The 16,267-nt window shown below is 43.3% G+C and carries 17 protein-coding genes; 6 read left to right on the plus strand and 11 right to left on the minus strand.

Annotation, left to right across the window (positions count from 1 at the left end; translation table 11 throughout):
- Positions 1–71: 71 nt before the first annotated feature.
- Positions 72–452: a co-chaperone GroES gene (locus DR864_RS03915; protein WP_114065725.1), complete on the plus strand. Its 381-nt coding sequence runs from the start codon at positions 72–74 to the stop codon at positions 450–452.
- Between the two features lie 88 nt (positions 453–540).
- Here DR864_RS03915 and DR864_RS03920 read toward each other — a convergent pair whose 3' ends face one another.
- The 8 genes from DR864_RS03920 to DR864_RS03955 all read right to left on the minus strand — a co-directional run bounded on the left by DR864_RS03920 (position 541) and on the right by DR864_RS03955 (position 9,929).
- Positions 541–1,110 carry a DUF4136 domain-containing protein gene (locus tag DR864_RS03920; protein ID WP_114065726.1) on the minus strand — a complete coding sequence of 190 codons (570 nt, stop codon included), beginning with the start codon at positions 1,108–1,110 and terminating at the stop codon, positions 541–543.
- Positions 1,111–1,211: 101 nt separating this feature from the next.
- The gene (gene aroB / locus DR864_RS03925; RefSeq protein WP_114065727.1) at positions 1,212–2,240 is read right to left on the minus strand and encodes a 3-dehydroquinate synthase; all 1,029 of its coding nucleotides are present in this window, start codon (positions 2,238–2,240) and stop codon (positions 1,212–1,214) included.
- Positions 2,241–2,431: 191 nt separating this feature from the next.
- A complete protein-coding gene (gene thrS, locus DR864_RS03930) occupies positions 2,432–4,384 on the minus strand; it encodes a threonine--tRNA ligase (protein ID WP_114065728.1) in 1,953 nt (650 codons plus the stop codon).
- A 108-nt stretch (positions 4,385–4,492) separates the two neighbouring features.
- A complete protein-coding gene (locus DR864_RS03935) occupies positions 4,493–5,710 on the minus strand; it encodes a tetratricopeptide repeat protein (RefSeq protein WP_162793542.1) in 1,218 nt (405 codons plus the stop codon).
- A 178-nt stretch (positions 5,711–5,888) separates the two neighbouring features.
- On the minus strand, positions 5,889–6,770 hold the full coding sequence (locus DR864_RS03940; RefSeq protein ID WP_114070140.1) for a class I SAM-dependent methyltransferase: 882 nt from the start codon (positions 6,768–6,770) through the stop codon (positions 5,889–5,891).
- Between the two features lie 84 nt (positions 6,771–6,854).
- Positions 6,855–8,522, minus strand: a complete 1,668-nt coding sequence (locus DR864_RS03945; RefSeq protein ID WP_114065730.1) for a hypothetical protein — start codon at positions 8,520–8,522, stop codon at positions 6,855–6,857.
- On the minus strand, positions 8,509–8,925 hold the full coding sequence (locus DR864_RS03950; RefSeq protein WP_114065731.1) for an EVE domain-containing protein: 417 nt from the start codon (positions 8,923–8,925) through the stop codon (positions 8,509–8,511). Before DR864_RS03950 ends, DR864_RS03945 begins: the two co-directional genes overlap by 14 nt.
- A 77-nt stretch (positions 8,926–9,002) precedes the next feature.
- Entirely contained in the window at positions 9,003–9,929 is a 927-nt protein-coding gene (locus DR864_RS03955; protein WP_114065732.1) for an ROK family protein, read from the minus strand.
- 195 nt (positions 9,930–10,124) lie between these two features.
- Between DR864_RS03955 and DR864_RS03960 the strand changes: the two genes are divergently transcribed.
- A complete protein-coding gene (locus DR864_RS03960; RefSeq protein ID WP_114065733.1) occupies positions 10,125–10,592 on the plus strand; it encodes a redoxin domain-containing protein in 468 nt (155 codons plus the stop codon).
- 177 nt (positions 10,593–10,769) lie between these two features.
- Positions 10,770–11,366 (plus strand): TetR/AcrR family transcriptional regulator, encoded by a 597-nt coding sequence (locus tag DR864_RS03965; RefSeq protein WP_114065734.1) that lies wholly within the window; start codon positions 10,770–10,772, stop codon positions 11,364–11,366.
- 59 nt (positions 11,367–11,425) lie between these two features.
- On the opposite strand, the gene epsC is transcribed toward DR864_RS03965, so the two are convergent.
- Positions 11,426–12,253: a serine O-acetyltransferase EpsC gene (gene epsC, locus DR864_RS03970; protein WP_114065735.1), complete on the minus strand. Its 828-nt coding sequence runs from the start codon at positions 12,251–12,253 to the stop codon at positions 11,426–11,428.
- 241 nt (positions 12,254–12,494) lie between these two features.
- Between epsC and DR864_RS03975 the strand changes: the two genes are divergently transcribed.
- On the plus strand, positions 12,495–13,511 hold the full coding sequence (locus tag DR864_RS03975; protein WP_114070141.1) for an FAD:protein FMN transferase: 1,017 nt from the start codon (positions 12,495–12,497) through the stop codon (positions 13,509–13,511).
- A gap of 115 nt (positions 13,512–13,626) precedes the next feature.
- On the opposite strand, the gene DR864_RS03980 is transcribed toward DR864_RS03975, so the two are convergent.
- The gene (locus DR864_RS03980; protein ID WP_013930127.1) at positions 13,627–13,818 is read right to left on the minus strand and encodes a cold-shock protein; all 192 of its coding nucleotides are present in this window, start codon (positions 13,816–13,818) and stop codon (positions 13,627–13,629) included.
- 413 nt (positions 13,819–14,231) lie between these two features.
- On the opposite strand from DR864_RS03980, the gene DR864_RS03985 reads away from it, so the two are divergent.
- Together DR864_RS03985 and DR864_RS03990 are read left to right on the plus strand one after the other, a co-directional pair.
- Positions 14,232–14,756, plus strand: a complete 525-nt coding sequence (locus DR864_RS03985) for a hypothetical protein (RefSeq protein WP_114065736.1) — start codon at positions 14,232–14,234, stop codon at positions 14,754–14,756.
- A gap of 7 nt (positions 14,757–14,763) precedes the next feature.
- Positions 14,764–15,663: an HTTM domain-containing protein gene (locus tag DR864_RS03990; RefSeq protein ID WP_114065737.1), complete on the plus strand. Its 900-nt coding sequence runs from the start codon at positions 14,764–14,766 to the stop codon at positions 15,661–15,663.
- A 5-nt stretch (positions 15,664–15,668) separates the two neighbouring features.
- On the opposite strand, the gene DR864_RS03995 is transcribed toward DR864_RS03990, so the two are convergent.
- Entirely contained in the window at positions 15,669–16,265 is a 597-nt protein-coding gene (locus tag DR864_RS03995) for a hypothetical protein (RefSeq protein ID WP_114065738.1), read from the minus strand.
- Positions 16,266–16,267: the final 2 nt, after the last annotated feature.

Here is a 16,267-nt window from a genome sequence, read left to right on the forward strand (position 1 = left end):
TTTTTTCAAAAGTTTGCGTTAAAGGATGGCGAACCCTTTAGTACGGTTTATCATCAGTAATCATTTAAAACATGTTAGAAGTAACCTCCGACAATAAGCTTAAACGCCTCATCGTGGTAGGCGACCGCGTTCTGATTAAGCCCAAAAACCCCGTAGACCAAACGCCAACGGGCTTGTATCTTCCTCCTACCGTTACCGAAAAAGAACAAGTACAGACTGGGTATGTCATCAAAGTAGGACCCGGTTTTCCGATTCCCGCCCCTACTGAAGATGAACCTTGGAAAGAAACCGAGGAAAAGGTAAAATACATGCCACTGCAAGCGCAGGAAGGTGATGTAGCCATTTACCTGCAACGCAACGCCATCGACGTCATGTACGGAGACGAGAAATACGTCATCGTTCCCCAATCTGCCATCCTGATGCTCGAACGCATCGAGGATTTGTTCAATTAGACTAAGGCAATAAAAAATTCCCTGCGCTGATTATGATAAAATCAACGCAGGGAATTACTATTTTGAAATGAATATGGGGATGTAGTTCTTATCTTCCGCTTTCTTGGGGACCGCCGCCACGGGGGTCGTAGCCCGAAGCAAAGAGCGGATATTGGTCAAAAATAGATCGAACCACGTTTCGATAGTAGCTGTTGGCGGCATTGGGATTTTTGAAAATACCCGCAGCATAACCTCTCCAAACCACCTGATCGGTATCGGCGTCAATCAGCGAAATGATAATCGTGCCCTTATCTAATGAGTAGCGAATCGGCTCGTATTTGAAGGAGTCATCTTCGGTATCAACCCAGTTTTTGATAACGGGCTGCATGTATCCCTGATAGCGTAAGTTGTCGTAGAAAATTCCGTAGTTTACCAGAAGCGTGGGCTTGCTTGTGCTGAGGCGATAGCCACGTGCTTGCATTTGTCGGTGGATGGCGTTGTATACTTCAGTACATACGTTACCCGTATCACGTTCACATTCCAAAAAGGCGTAAGTGCTGTAGGCTTTAAAGTTAGTTTCATAACTGTAATCGTGCTCCACAAAAATTCGACGATTGGTATTGCAACCCGCCGCCCACACAACGACGCACACAAAAGGTAAAAGTTTAGCAAGCTTCATGATGGATGTTAGAGTTTGGTGTTATACCAGTTTTGATTGGATAAAAATACGAAATTTTCTACAAAAGCAAATTATTTATTGTAAATCTTAGCGATTATAAATTATCCTACATAGTACGCGGCAGCCTGCTGAATTTCACCTGGGGTTACTTTAATATCGAACCCGCAACTCCCCAAACCAGTCAACAATGAAAAACGCAACTCCCCTCCTTTGTTCTTCTTATCCTGCTGCGCCAACTGAATCACCGTAGCCACATCCGACATTTGCAAAGCTACTTTGCCGTATACCGAAAATATAAACTCCTCAATCTGTTCTAATGTTTGTAAATCAATCATTTTTTTTCGGTATGCCACGTAAGCCTCCATGACCATACCCGCCGCAATTGCTTCCCCGTGCAAGAGGCGCTCTTTGGGGGGCTTATTCAGAAAATAAGTTTCTACCGCGTGCCCGATGGTGTGCCCGAAATTCAAAATCTTGCGTAAGCCTTTCTCCGTTGGATCTTCGGCCACCACTTTTTTCTTGATTTCGACAGAATGCGCAATCAAGTCTGGCCAATTCTGTTCCTCAAAATCTTTTTTGCGAATTTCTTCCCACTTAGCCGCATCAGCAATCAAACAGTGCTTCACAATCTCGGCAAATCCAGACCTTAATTCGATATACGATAAGGTTTGCAAAAAGGATGCGTCGATTAAAACATTTTTTGGTTGGGTAAAAACGCCCAAGTGGTTTTTAAATCCCTGAAAGTCTATTCCTAGCTTCCCGCCCACACTGGCATCCACCTGAGAAAGCAGGGTGGTAGGAATCTGCACAAAATCAATTCCACGTTTATAGGTAGCCGCACAAAACCCGCCCATGTCGCCGATTACGCCGCCGCCGAGATTAAAAACGACCGCATGGCGGTCCAGTTCCAAACGCGTCATTTCACTCCATATTTGTTCGCAGGTGGTTAGGTTTTTGTGTTGTTCACCCGCAGGAACAACGATGAGATGGTGCTTTGACAAATACGGTTTTAGGCGAGGATAACAGTGTTTACGGGTGTTGACATCGGCAATGACCACATATTTTGAATACTCTTTGGTCGCTAAAAAAGCAGCGAGCCCTTCCTGAATTGGAGCGATGGTTACAGACATACGTGCGTGTTAAATTAGAAATTCAAATGTAAAACTTTTACTGTAATAACGTGCTTAGGATATTCTTTAGGGTTATTTCAAAACTGGTTTTTATGTCAAAAACCCAGTTTTGAAAGCTATATTTAACAAACAATCCCGCACTGTACAGCGCGGGATTGTTTGTTACGATTAAGGTACTACTTAACACAAAATCAAGCGCCAAACGTGGCAATGCCGCTCTGGATTTCGGTTTTGAAATAGGTCACAAAGTCTTCCAACTTCATGGAACCCATATCAGGATGGCCCTTGCGACGTACAGAAATGGTTCCTTCGGCCTGTTCTTTGTCACCCACAATCAACATGTAAGGCAATTTATGAACTTCGGCATCGCGGATTTTACGGCCAATTTTTTCGTCACGATGGTCAACATACCCGCGTACGTCGGCTTCCTGCAGTTGCAAAAATATGTCATTGGCGTAATCCATATATTTTTCGGAGATCGGCAACACCGCAATTTGGTCTGGCGAAAGCCACAATGGAAAATTACCAGCTGTGTTTTCAATCAAAATCGCAATAAAGCGCTCCAGTGAACCAAAGGGAGCTCGGTGAATCATCACGGGGCGGTGTTTGGTACCATCGCTGCCCATGTATTCAAGGTCAAATCGTTGCGGCAGTTGGTAATCCACCTGAATCGTACCCAATTGCCACTTACGGCCCAGGGCATCCCGAACCATAAAGTCGAGTTTGGGGCCATAAAAGGCGGCTTCTCCTAGTTCGGTAACGGTATTTAACCCCTTTTCGGCCGAAGCTTCAATAATCGCCGATTCGGCGCGGTTCCAGTCTTCGTCTGTTCCGAAATATTTTTCAGGTTTTGCGGGGTCACGGAGGGATATTTGCGCACTATAATTCTCAAATCCCAATGACCGAAACACATACTGAACCAAATCAATTACGCGCTTGAATTCATCTTTCACTTGGTCGTTACGGCAGAAAATGTGGGCGTCATCCTGCGTAAAACCACGCACCCGGGTCAGCCCATGAAGCTCTCCGCTTTGTTCATAACGGTACACGGTGCCAAATTCCGCCAGACGCAACGGTAACTCACGATACGACCGTGGACGTGCTTTGTAGATTTCGCAGTGGTGAGGGCAATTCATGGGTTTAAGCATGAACTCCTCCCCTTCTTCGGGGGTATGAATCGGCTGGAAGGAATCTTTCCCGTATTTTTCCCAGTGTCCTGAGGTTACGTAAAGTTGTTTGCTGCCGATGTGGGGCGTCACTACGGGTGAATACCCCGCGCGCACCTGCGCCCTGCGCAAAAAGCTTTCGAGGCGTTCGCGCAACAAAGCGCCTTTTGGTAGCCAAAGCGGCAAACCAGCGCCTACTTTTTCGGAAAAAGTAAACAATTCCAGTTCTTTGCCGAGCTTGCGGTGGTCGCGACGTTTTGCTTCTTCCAGTACGTGCAAATAGTCGTCCAGTTCTTTTTGTTTAGGAAACGTTACGGCATATACCCGCGTGAGCATTGGGCGTTTTTCGTCGCCGCGCCAGTAGGCCCCTGCCACATTCATGATTTTGATGGCCTTAATAAATCCCGTATTGGGGATGTGCGGCCCCCGGCACAAGTCCGTAAAATTACCCTGCGAGTAGAACGTAATCTGACCATCTTCCAGTCCGTCAATCAGTTCAAGCTTGTATTCATCCGCTTTTTCGGTAAAGTACTCAATGGCATCGGCTTTACTAACCGACGTTCGCTTGTACTCGCTTTTCTGGCGCGCAAGTTCAAGCATTTTATCTTCTACTTTTTTAAAATCTTCCTGCGAAAAAGGCTTACCGCCCAAATCAATGTCGTAATAAAAACCCGTCTCGATGGCAGGTCCGATTCCAAATTTTGTACCCGGGTACAACGCTTCAATCGCCTCGGCCAATAAGTGCGCGGAGGAATGCCAAAAAGTAGCTTTTCCATCGGTATCGTTCCAAGTCAAGAGTTGGAGGTTGGCATCCGTATCAATGGGTCGGGTGGCATCCCAAACTTGTCCATTGACTTTAGCCGCTAAAACATTTCGCGCCAGTCCTTCGCTGATACTCAGCGCGATGTCCATACTTGACGAGCCTTGGGGGTACTCGCGCACACTACCATCAGGTAGGGTGATTTTAATGTTACTCATGTTAATTAGTTATGTTTAGTCACGCTTCATCAACATCCGCTATTACAAACTAGCATGAATCGTTGATAAATTTTCTGCAAAAATGGTTGTTTTAAACGTTACTGCCAACTATTGCCTGATTTTCAAGCTTCGAACGGTATCACTTTTCGTTTTCAATTCAAGTCGGGGAGTTAGAATATTGACCTGAACCCTTTCACGCTCGGGGGCAATTGGAGAAACATCCTTCTCATTATCAGCATCAGAAGTTATTTCGGGGGAAGCCGGCGGTAGGGTACCGTAGGTGTCAAGGTAGTATTTTCGCTGTTGCGCCCGGTAGAGACGCCCCCGCGAACGCCAATCAGCCGCATCTATCTGAGTAGCCAGGGTATATTGTTCAATAGCCCCTTCAATGTTTCCATGTTTGTCGTAAGCACTTCCCAACAAAAAATTAATCTGTGGATATTTGGGATTATAGCGCAAAACTTTCTGAAAACTTTTAATGGCCAACGGCAAACTGTTCCACTTCAAATAAATAGTACCAGCCTGAAAATCAGCCGCATAATTGGTCGAGTCAAATTTAATGGCCGCCCGGTACGCAATCAGCGCGCTGTCTAGCCGTTTTTGGCTGTGGTACATTATCCCCCGCGAATAATAAAGCATCGACTCCTTGGGAAAATAACGCAAGCCCTGATCGTTAATGTCTTTTGCCTGAATATAATCGTGCAATCGGGTATGGATGGTGGTCAGCTCCACGTACGCAGGGACAAAGCGTGGTTTTAATTCCACGGCCCGCTGCATAAGCGCAATCCCCGACAGCGTATCTCCCTGACGAGCATCTAAAAGTCCATTATAGAAATAGGCTTCTCCTTCGTAGGGAGCCATTTGCAGGGCTTTCGACAGATATAATTTTGCCTGACGGTATTGCTTTTTTTGTTGGGTCAAATCTCCCAATAAAATATACAACTCGGGCGTATCTTGTTGCAACACTTCTGCCTGCCGCGCCGCCGCCAGCGCTTCGTCATAGCGCTTAATCTGCCGCAATATTCGGGCTTTGGTCAACAAAAAAAGTCCATTGCTAGGACTGATTTCAAGGGCATCATTTATATCCGTCAAAGCCGCGGGAAAGTCCTTAAGGACGATGTACAACTCGGCTCTTTTGTGGTAATTTAAGGAGTTGCGTGGACTGCGCCGAATGATGGCACTCAGGTACTCAACACCGATTTCAGCCCGTTTGAGGGCATCATCGGAAGGTAGCGGAGGAATACGGGTACTCTGACGTTCGTCGCTACTGCACCCGCCCAGCCACATTGCCAAACAAATACTTACTATATACGTTAGGGCTTTCAAGTTGCTCTGTACTATTATTGATGTTCTGTAAGAAAGTCATTTTAGTGCTTCAAAAACACCTGACAATGAATGCATTAATAAAATCAGTAAGTTACAAAGGTACATCATCCTTACCATTGACTCACTCATTGATGCAAAGTACGGGAAAGTTTTGGGGAAATGCACGATTAATCGCTGCTTAGACGGAGGCGAAACGATAAAATATACCTAAGGGCAGTTTGCGTTGTTTATGGTCAGCAAGAAAAAGTTCACCGCATTCAGTATTCGCCATTTTACCAAATCGGTCCAATACTAAATTTTCGGCCATCAAGGCGGAAAAACCCAACGAATATAGATTCAGAATAAATACGTGGTGAACGGGGTCTAACAACTCCGCACAGGACTTAAGTAGCTCATTCAATTGCTCCTCCAAAATCCATTTTTCACCCGCTGGCCCACGGCCATAAGCAGGTGGGTCGAGAATGATGCAGTTGTATTTTTTTCCCCGCCGCACTTCACGCTGAACAAATTTAAAAGCATCTTCCACCATCCATCGGATATTGTCGGTATCGCTTGCCTCCATATTCTCCCGCGCCCACGTCACCACTGGTTTAATTGAATCTACGTGTGTTACGTCGGCCCCTGCCTGTCTTGCTGCCACCGATGCGGCCCCTGTATACGCAAAAAGATTTAAAACGGCGGGCTTCTCAATGGGCAGCGCGCGGAGTTTTTGGTCTAAATAATCCCAGTTAACAGCTTGCTCAGGAAAAATCCCGACATGCTTGAAGGAAGTAAGCGAGCATTTTAGGCGCAATGACAACCCCGCATTTCGGTAGTTTATCCACCATTTTTCGGGCATTCCTTTCGTCAATTGCCACTCTCCGCGTTCGGTTGCTTGCTTATCCCGTACAAAAGTAGCGTGCGCCTTTTTTTTCCAATCGGCGTCGGAGAGAGATTTATCCCAAATGGCCTGAGGCTCAGGACGGGCTAGTAAGTAGTCGCCAAATCGTTCTAATTTTTCGAAATTACCGCTATCAATCAGTTCGTAATCTTGCCAGTGGAGAGGAGTGAGAAGTTGCATTTGTGCGTTAAGGCGAAAGTCAACCGCTGGTACATTCAGGAAAAAACCCTCTGTGACCAACGATTGACCCTCTATCCTATGTTATTAAAAAGATATTTTATTCAGATAAAAAACATTTCGGCGACCATCATCACCTGTAATCCGTTGATAGCCAAACGCCAAGTAATAATTATCAAACCAGTACAGCACTTCGTCGGTGTTGGTTTGACGTACTTTGTCACTCGCATCAACGGTCATGATCGGAATCGGCTGGCGGTCATTCAATACGCGGTCTTTGTCAAAAACCTTGGCTTTGATAGCCCCTTTGTTGCTGTAAAACATGGAAACAGTCTGGTCTTCATTAGGTTTTACCCTTACTTTTTCTTTGAGTTCCATGCTTTTCACCCCTTCAAAAGGCAACGAATTATCCCATAATAAATCGCCTTTGGGGTTAAATCCAGCCACAATCGCGTGGGTATACACAAAACCATTAAATATCTGACCGTTGTTCATCCGACGTGAGCCAAACCATGGGTCCCAATAGTATGGATTATAAAGTCCATACGATGGAAACATACCCATACCACCAATTCCCCACGGCGACATGATGGGTGACCCCCACCACGAGCTCATACCATACATACCGTTGTTGTTGTTACGGTATTCAGGATAAAAGACCTCTCCCGAAATCAGGTAGTTGCCATTTTGCTCAATAATATCATGAACTAGCAATCGATAATTAAGCTTTACTTCGTCTCCGTTTTCTTTTTTCCGCTCTATCTTACGTAGCATTCGTTCCTGCTCACGTTCGCTCATAAAGTTGAAAAAATTCTTAAAATCGGTAAAACTGTGGTATTGGGTAAATTCTACCTCGTCGTAAACGATTTTACTCAGAAAAAGCCCTTGCGATGCGCTGTTGTTGTTCCCTTGCATGTTTCGGAAACCATAGGTGCCAATCATCAGTTTAGTAGAATCATTCAGCGTAAAAAGGCGTCCGTTGAGCAATGAGTAATCAGGCTCTGGCTCTACCATAACCTGCCCTACCGATTGCCCATATTCGTCGAAAGTACGTGAGATAAGTTTGATTTCTCGCCCCTTGCGAGCGGCATAACAGACATTTATCAAATTGTGAGTGGTATCAATATCTACAGATTGAATCACGGTGTTGGGCTGCGTAACCCCGGGCAAAATCTTGCTTTGTTTGGAAGCAAGGTTGGTATAAAGGAGCATCGGCTCGTCTCGTACTGTCCCTGCCATAAAAACCGAATAACCAATTGTCTGGAAATCGGTAATTTGAAAACGGTCTACGGAGCTAAGGTAAAATGTCTCCATAAAACCCGCGACTCCCACCTTTACAACCTGATAAAAATCAGTCCGACTGCGAGTAAATAACAGATAAACAGACTGGCCATCGTAAGAAGACTTTACAAAATCAAGGTTATCTTCAATCGTTCCGTTGATTGACCAATCGCGGTCCAAATCAACGTTAAACTTCTGAATGTTAAACGCATTTTTTGAAAGCTGAGAAACCAGTACCACGCCTTTTGCGCCCAAAGAAATCGTGTGATACGACTCATTGGCTCCTGGAACAGGAAGCTCTATCCGCTTGACAGTCTGCGCCTTTAGATCAATGGAAACTAAACCAATGACCAAAAACAAAGCGTAAAAGAAAGAAACTAAACCGGCACTAAGCGCCATACCAACCCTGCGCACTACAAAAAATTGGTAATGCGCCTTTAGGCTATTGACAATAAATTCATTAGGTGTTTTCATCGTTGCTAAAACTTAAGATTAGGTCGAATTCCTCCCGTTTAATCGGCATGACCGACAAACGAGATTGCCTAATTAACGCTATTTCCTGCAATCTATTATCTGACTTAATTTCCTGCAATGAAACCGGTCGTTTTAACTTCTGAACGGGCACCAATTCAACCACCACCCAGCGAGCGTCGTCGGTGGTTGGGTCAGGATAAGCTTCACGATCTACCTGTGCAATACCCACCACGGCCAGCCCTTCATTGCTGTGATAAAAGAATACCCAATCGCCTTTTTGCATGGCTTTCAGGTTATTACGTGCCTGATAATTACGAACGCCATCCCAAACACTCCTCCCCGCTTTTTCAAAATCATCCCAACTGTATACAAACGGCTCCGACTTTACTAACCAATGATTCATTCTTAACTTTTCATTTCAAAGGCTCAGTTTGCATTCAAATAACGCATTACACTGTTACCTTTCAACTTAATACTTTATTAAATGGACAACATGGCCGCCCCAAATACCCCTGCACTATCTCCTAACTTTGGACGAAGAATTTTTGTTTCTACCCGACCGCTATTAAAGATGTATTTTTTGGCCCGTTCCAAGCCTTCGGTGTAAAGTAAATCAATGTTTCCAACACCACCGCCCAAAACAATGGCATCGGGGTCGAGAATATTCATCAGTACTGAAACGGCTTTCCCAAAATGTTCTAACATACGGTCAATGGTTTGGGAAGCAAACGGATCAGTGCCTGCATAATGCCGTGCCACAATGTCTTTCATCTTTAACTCCTGACCGCTAATCTGCGCATAGTACCGCTGCAATGCGGGGCCAGAAAGTACCTGTTCTACACAGCCTTTTTTGCCGCAATAGCAATCATACCCATTAGGTTCTAGTTCATTATGGCCCCATTCGCCACCGATTCCCTGTGTTCCGTTCAACACAAAAGACTGTCCGTCTTTTCCTTTAATAACAACACCGCCACCAACGCCAGTACCCATAATAACGCCAAATACACACTGATAATCTGGAACAACATCGGGAACAATTCCCATTGTTGCTTCGGCCAACGCAAAACAATTGGCATCGTTGGCAATAAAGACTGGAATTCCCAATGTATTTGCTAAATCACTCTGTAAAGGCATATCATTGAGGCAGGTAGTATTGCAGTTTTTCATCAAACCGTTAGACGGCTCTACCGTTCCAGGCGTGCCAATCCCTATGCTTGGGGCTTTGAAGCCTGTTTCTGCTTCCAATGCACGTACCAGCTCAACAATCCGGCCCGCAATGTGCTCATACCCTTTATGAGCCTCTGTATCAATTCTTTTACGGATAATCACCGCATCAGGCGAGGGTGACGACAATACAACGCCTTCAATTTTTGTTCCGCCGAGGTCAATTCCCCAAATGGTTTGCATACGTATTATGATGTGTGTTAGTGAAAGGTAAAATCCGCCGCTGTGGGGTTTAGGTATTGATATAATAGTTTACTTATTGAGTATCCTACTACTGCCAATGTTACTTTTTTTGGCATAATTACGAACATTTAATGATTTAGCAAGTTTTCAGGATGTATTTATATTTTTGCAAAAACAAAATTAACTTAAGCAACCATGTCATTACAAAAAGGCGATAAGGCCCCTTCATTCACCCTGTTTAATACCGACAAAAAAAAGGTTTCACTTGAAGATTTTAAAGGAAAAAATCTCATCATTCATTTCTTTCCAGCGGCTTTTACGGGTGTATGTACCGCACAACTCTGCACCATGCGCGATGACTTAGGATACTATACCAAACTCGGTGCCGAGGTAGTGGGTATTTCGGTAGATTCGCTTTTTACCCTGGGCAAATATAAGGAGGAGCAAAAATACAATTTTGATTTACTGTCCGATTTTAACAAGGAGACTTCACAGGCTTTTAAATCCTACTACGATACATTTGCGTTTGAAATGAAAGGCGTGGCAAAACGTGCCGCTTTTGTGATTGATAAAGAAGGAGTTATCCAATATGCAGAAGTACTGGAAAGTGCTGGCGACCTACCTGATTTTGCGGCGATTAAATCCACGTTAGAGCAAATTTAACCTTGAAATCTATGTTGAAATTCGCCTAAAAACAGTATTTATTATCAAGCATAAAAAAGCCCAGTCAAACGTTTGGCTGGGCTTTTTTATTGTCTTTTTTTTGGTTCTTTCACCATTTATTTTTTACTTGTAGATAATTTAACAGTGTAAAGTCTACTCTAATCCATCGTTAATCTTATGGGAATCGTTGAACGTCGGGAGCGATTGCGGAAACAAGTCCGTCACGACATCCTCAAAACTGCCCGCGACATTGCTCGTGAGGAAGGCTGGCAGGCCGTATCCATTCGAAAAATTGCCGATGTTATTGAATATAGTCCTCCTATTTTGTACGAATATTTTGACAGTAAAGATAAACTGCTGGAAACCATTAGAAACGACGGCTTTGCTTTTCTGCACGAAGAACTACTGAAATTGAGGACTTTATACCGTAACCCTGAGAAATTAATTACGGAATTTGCCCAAATTCAATGGCGATTCATGCATACCCAAACCGAGGTTTTTCAGGTGATGTTTAACATGGAAGGCGGGATTTGTCAGTCAAAACAGGCTTATCAAATTGAGTTTGCCATGCTCAACAATCATCCCGTATGGGAAGCCATGGCCTTGATACGCCCGCGCTCCGCCGATGCTGTCTCCAAAACCTTTTATGAATGGTGGTGCTTGACGTACGGTTTTTTGGTGGTCACTTCCGTTACCCAACCTCGCCAAACATTATCGAATTTCGAACCAATTTTTATGGAAACCGTTCGAAGATTTGTGCGAGGACTCGCCTGATATTCTCCATTAAGAAGCAACTAAGAACTGATTCAGAATACCAGTTCTTAGATAAAATTTTAAAGAATGCTTTGTCTAATTTTCAATTCGCTTTGGTGATACACCTGCGAAAACGCGGGTACGCTTGTCGTCAGCCATGCATTTCCACCGATGATAGAATCATTGCCAATGACCGTTTTGCCGCCCAAAATGGTGGCGTTAGCGTATATAACTACGTTGTCTTCAATGGTAGGATGACGTTTGGTTTCGGCCATTGACTTAGAAACACTCAATGCACCAAGCGTCACGCCTTGATATACTTTCACGTTATTACCGATATCGGTCGTTTCACCAATCACGACGCCCGTTCCGTGGTCAATGAAAAACGATTGTCCGATATTTGCTTTAGGGTGAATATCTATCCCTGTCAGTCCATGAGCATGTTCGGTAAGCATTCTTGGCAGCAAAGGCACGTTCAAATCCACTAATAAATGGGCCACCCTATATACGGCAATGGCATAAAAACCTGGGTAGACAGAAATCACCTCCTCAATGCCCACCGAAGCGGGGTCATTGTCCGCAATTGCCTGAGCATCAAGCAAAAGATTTTCATAAATCTCGGGCAATTTGGCCAGAAATCGGTCCATAATGGCGTCTTTATCAGCGTCAAGATGATTGGAAAGCGGGTCCAAAAGGCAAGACAAACGGTTTTGAAGACGGCGATAGGCTTCGGGCAAATCCAATGAAGTTCGTTCGCAATCCTGTGTAACGGGAAACAGAAAACACATCATTTCTTCCACAAACTTCCCAACGCTGCTGCGGGGAGGCAATCGATGCCGATACTTGGCATTTTGCTCGGTAAGACGCGTTAAAAAGGAGACCGAAATTTCTTGCTCAGTTAATGTCATGGCATTGATTGGATTACAAAATAAAAGCCCTTTCTTCTGGAAAGGGCGGCTCAATTTCTTAGTTTTGAAGCGTAAATCATTCCCTTTCCATGTATTAGTCACGGATACAGCAACAACAAACAGCGGCACGTTTGGTTTTCACAGGAATGATTTTTATAATTTTGATACCAAAAACCGTGCAAAAAGGTTCATTATTTCTAAAAAAGTTACCATTTATTTGCGGATTGCGCAATTCCACCAAATGATGATTTATAAATTTAAAGTACACTACACTCGGGTTATTCTCCAGTACATATTCTTTTTTTGTATTTTGTCTCTCTGTACTACCCTCTCAGGCCATGCCCAAAATCGGTATTCTTACGCATGGAATGCAATGGGTTCGGAATTCAATCTAGTTTTTTACGCCCCTCATGACTCCATCGCAAAAGTGGCCTCCGATAGCGTTTTTAAACGCATTGAGTACCTGAATTCAATCTTAAGCGATTACTTAGATGGCAGCGAAACCAATCGTTTATCAGCAACGGCTGGTTCGGGAGAAGCTTTTTTTGCGGGTCAAATTCTCTTTGATATTCTTCAGCAATCAGTTCATTACAGTAAACAAACCAAGGGCACTTTTGATGTGAGCGTCGGGCCGATTGTTCAACTCTGGCGGCGCGCCTTACGGCGTAATTATTTCCCCGACAGCGCCCAAATTCAGGAAGCCAAACAAACCGTTGGGTACAAAAAAATCCGTTTAAATGCTAAAAATAGTACAGTGATACTTACCCAAAAAGGGATGCGTCTCGATTTTGGCGGTATCGGAAAAGGCTACGCGGCCGATGATGCCATACGCATATTACGCTATTTTGGCATTTCTGCCGCTTTTTTGGATGCTGGCGGGGACTTGACCCTTGGCGACGCCCCTCCTCAAAAAAAGGGTTGGGAGATTGAAGTAAGTTCGGGAGGGAAAGACAGTACGGCAAAGCGTGTGTTGACGCTTAAAAATTGCGGGGTGGCCACTTCTGGAAATACCTACCGTTTTATGGAACATAAAGGGATTAAATATTCCCACATCGTAGATCCTCGCACGGGCGTTGGGCTCACCACCCATACACGCACCACGGTCATTGCTCACAACGGAACCGCGGCCGATGCCCTCGCCACGGCGTTTAGCGTGTTAGGAATAAAAGAAGGCAAAAAAGTGGCTAAAAAATTAAAGTCTGTTCGAATTTGGCTCTTGGAACAAAACGGACTTGAATGGAAAACGGCTAATTTTTAGCAGGCTCGCACGAAAAATACAAAAGGCAAACCGTTTCCGATTTGCCTTTTGATTCTTACATCGTTTTAAGCTCCCTAAGTTACTCTAAACAAAATGTATTTCGTTTGCGTGAGTATTACGCACGTTTCACTTTCGTAGCGTTCAAGCCTTTCTTACCTTGTGCAGGCTCGAAAGTAACTACGTCACCTTCACGTACGTTGTCGATAAGACCTGATACGTGTACAAAAATTTCTTCGCCTGTGTTACTGTCTACGATAAAACCGAATCCTTTGGTTTCATTGAAGAACTTTACTGTTCCTGTGTTCATTGAAAAAAAAATAAAAAATGAAAAAAAATGGTAATTACCGTTACAAAAGTAATCTTTTAAAAACAATAATTGCAATTTTGTTTAAAATCATTTCAAAAATTATGCTTTTTTCACCAAAAACAACCCAATTAGCCTCCTTAGGTTTATAGAAACATCTATTTTTCCAATTTCTATTTTTTTATGAAGTTCATTTCAACGTTTCTAAGCCTCTCTGCTCCTACCCTTGATGCTCCAACCTACTGAGTCGTCGCCGACAGTTGACTCTGTTGAAAAAATCATCGGCAAACTGGACGTTTGGCGAATAAGTTGCTTTTTTTCGAAAAAAGCCCTAATAACTTCAAGGATTTTATAAGGTTAAATCATTTTTTCTTTTAACTTTTAACGCTATTTTAGCCTTATAAAAATCAATCAGAATGGATTCTTTGGAAATTCTTCAGAAAATTGGAGCGAGCATTTTCATTGTTTTGATGAGTATTTTACTTCTTTTCTGGTGTCTTCCCGAAGGATATTTTTTTAGACAAATTCTTCACAACTATTTTAGCAAATACATTTGTTGGGCAGGACTTGACAATTATTGGGCATTGTTTGCACCTCAGCCCGTTTCTAAAAACTTTTTGATTGGCTTTGAAATTGAATTTACCGACGGAACCATTCAACCTTGGAAACTACCTGAATATACTTTAAAAAATGATTATCAATGGGCACCGCATTTTAGGTTTATTAAAATGCATAATCAGTTGCTCTCTCAAAAGGATGATGTTCCTAAAGAAGCAGTTTGTAATTTTATTTTACGCGAGTATCATAAGACCAACACTTCATCCAAAACCCCAGTTAAGGTACATATTATCAGGTTTTATGAACCCCAAAAACCCCAACAACGAGCGATGTTTCCTTGGCTAAGTCAACGGGTATTCACGTACGAACTACCTCAACAATAAAGTATCAATGACCGATTTTATCACTCTGAATCAACTGTTACAATCGTGGAATGACTTTTTTTTCGAAAACCAATCTACCCTGACCATTAGCGTTTTACGCCTGTTAACGGGTATTTTGGTATTGATTGAAACGTGGGTTTGGCAGGGAAAAAACAAGATACTATTGCAACCCGAAGGTTGGTTTGGCAACGATGACTATAAAAGAAATAAAAAAGACCTTCGCTTCTCACTTCTCAATTATTTACCTCCAACTACGGCATCTCTTAATCAGGTTTTCGGAATTCAGTTTATTGCGGGACTTTGCTTGACTTTGGGGATCTTGCCGAATCTGTCGGCATTTGTCTGTTTTGTCACGCTTGTTTCGATTCACAATCGGAATATTTACGTGTTGAGTTCGGGAGATACAGTCTATCGTTTTTTTTGTTTGTTCCTTATTTTCTCTCCTTACGACGCACAACTCTCCATTTTAAACCCCAAGCATCTTTTCCGACCCGAAGCAACAGGCTGGCCTTGGACATTGATCATGATTCAGCTTTTCATGGCCAATATTTACGCAAAAAACGTGCTGTTTAAATTAAAGGGAGAATGGTGGCGCGATGGCTCCGCTACCCAAAAAGTACTGAAGGTAAGGATTTGGAATCGCCGCGAACTACCTAAAGCATTGGACCGTACATGGTTTTTTAAGTGTACAACCTACGGAACCATAGCGATAGAAGCAGCGCTTTTTTCCCTAATTTGGATTGAAGAATTCAGGCTTACCGTGCTCGCAATGGGCGTATTGCTCCACATAGGCCTTTGGATTTTTTTGCGTTTCGGGTTCTTTCAGCTAACGATGATTTTTGGATTATCGGCTTTCATTACACCAAAGGAATATCATCTTTTTTTTGAATGGCTGTCTCATTTTTAAAACGCTTACCCTCCTTTCAAATCATCATCTTCGAGGCTTTTTGCCTGAGTATTTTGATAAAAACGTTGGGCAGCTATTTGAGCAAGCTTCAGAAAATCTGGTGAAGAATAAAGTTCTCCTGCTACAAACCCGTTAAAACATGGTGCAATTGGGATAAAAAAATCGTTGTCTCGCTGGTCAGCCCGTAGCCAAATAGTGTTTATTCTGAGAGCAAATATTCTAAGATAGGCAAGCTCAAAATCTTCATTTTTTAGCTTTTCCAGCTCTTTAAGCTTAGACAACAGTAATTTATAGTCAAAGGCCATCGGCCCAAAATGGGCTTCCTGCAAAACATGCTCATCTTCCTTTTCTCCAACTTTGATTTCAACCAGAGCGTGGTTTTCTTTAGCATCAGTATGGAAGTGCCGCCAGGCAACCAGTTGGGCATTGACTAATCCTTTTCCAGAAATGATATCATTCAGTCCCGCATGAAAAACTTTATGAGGGATGGATTCTTCATACGCATGAGGCCGTTTTCGGGGCCTTCCTTTTTTTTGTTTAGAAGCCCAATCTTTAAATAAATTGGCAGACTTTAGAGGGGCAAAAACTTCTTTGATAGGCATAA

Origin of the sequence: Runella rosea, assembly GCF_003325355.1 — a bacterium.
GTDB classification, from domain to species: Bacteria; Bacteroidota; Bacteroidia; order Cytophagales; family Spirosomataceae; genus Runella; species Runella rosea.

Coding starts and splice junctions, on each gene's coding strand:
- DR864_RS03945 (WP_114065730.1), bottom strand. CDS start 8,522: ATGAAAACACCTAATGAATTTATTGTCAATAGCCTAAAGGCGCATTAC.
- DR864_RS03965 (WP_114065734.1), top strand. CDS start 10,770: ATGGGAATCGTTGAACGTCGGGAGCGATTGCGGAAACAAGTCCGTCAC.
- aroB (WP_114065727.1), bottom strand. CDS start 2,240: ATGTCTGTAACCATCGCTCCAATTCAGGAAGGGCTCGCTGCTTTTTTA.
- DR864_RS03920 (WP_114065726.1), bottom strand. CDS start 1,110: ATGAAGCTTGCTAAACTTTTACCTTTTGTGTGCGTCGTTGTGTGGGCG.
- DR864_RS03915 (WP_114065725.1), top strand. CDS start 72: ATGTTAGAAGTAACCTCCGACAATAAGCTTAAACGCCTCATCGTGGTA.
- DR864_RS03950 (WP_114065731.1), bottom strand. CDS start 8,925: ATGAATCATTGGTTAGTAAAGTCGGAGCCGTTTGTATACAGTTGGGAT.
- DR864_RS03995 (WP_114065738.1), bottom strand. CDS start 16,265: ATGCCTATCAAAGAAGTTTTTGCCCCTCTAAAGTCTGCCAATTTATTT.
- thrS (WP_114065728.1), bottom strand. CDS start 4,384: ATGAGTAACATTAAAATCACCCTACCTGATGGTAGTGTGCGCGAGTAC.
- DR864_RS03980 (WP_013930127.1), bottom strand. CDS start 13,818: ATGAACACAGGAACAGTAAAGTTCTTCAATGAAACCAAAGGATTCGGT.
- DR864_RS03940 (WP_114070140.1), bottom strand. CDS start 6,770: ATGCAACTTCTCACTCCTCTCCACTGGCAAGATTACGAACTGATTGAT.
- DR864_RS03985 (WP_114065736.1), top strand. CDS start 14,232: ATGGATTCTTTGGAAATTCTTCAGAAAATTGGAGCGAGCATTTTCATT.
- epsC (WP_114065735.1), bottom strand. CDS start 12,253: ATGACATTAACTGAGCAAGAAATTTCGGTCTCCTTTTTAACGCGTCTT.
- DR864_RS03955 (WP_114065732.1), bottom strand. CDS start 9,929: ATGCAAACCATTTGGGGAATTGACCTCGGCGGAACAAAAATTGAAGGC.
- DR864_RS03960 (WP_114065733.1), top strand. CDS start 10,125: ATGTCATTACAAAAAGGCGATAAGGCCCCTTCATTCACCCTGTTTAAT.
- DR864_RS03990 (WP_114065737.1), top strand. CDS start 14,764: ATGACCGATTTTATCACTCTGAATCAACTGTTACAATCGTGGAATGAC.
- DR864_RS03975 (WP_114070141.1), top strand. CDS start 12,495: ATGATGATTTATAAATTTAAAGTACACTACACTCGGGTTATTCTCCAG.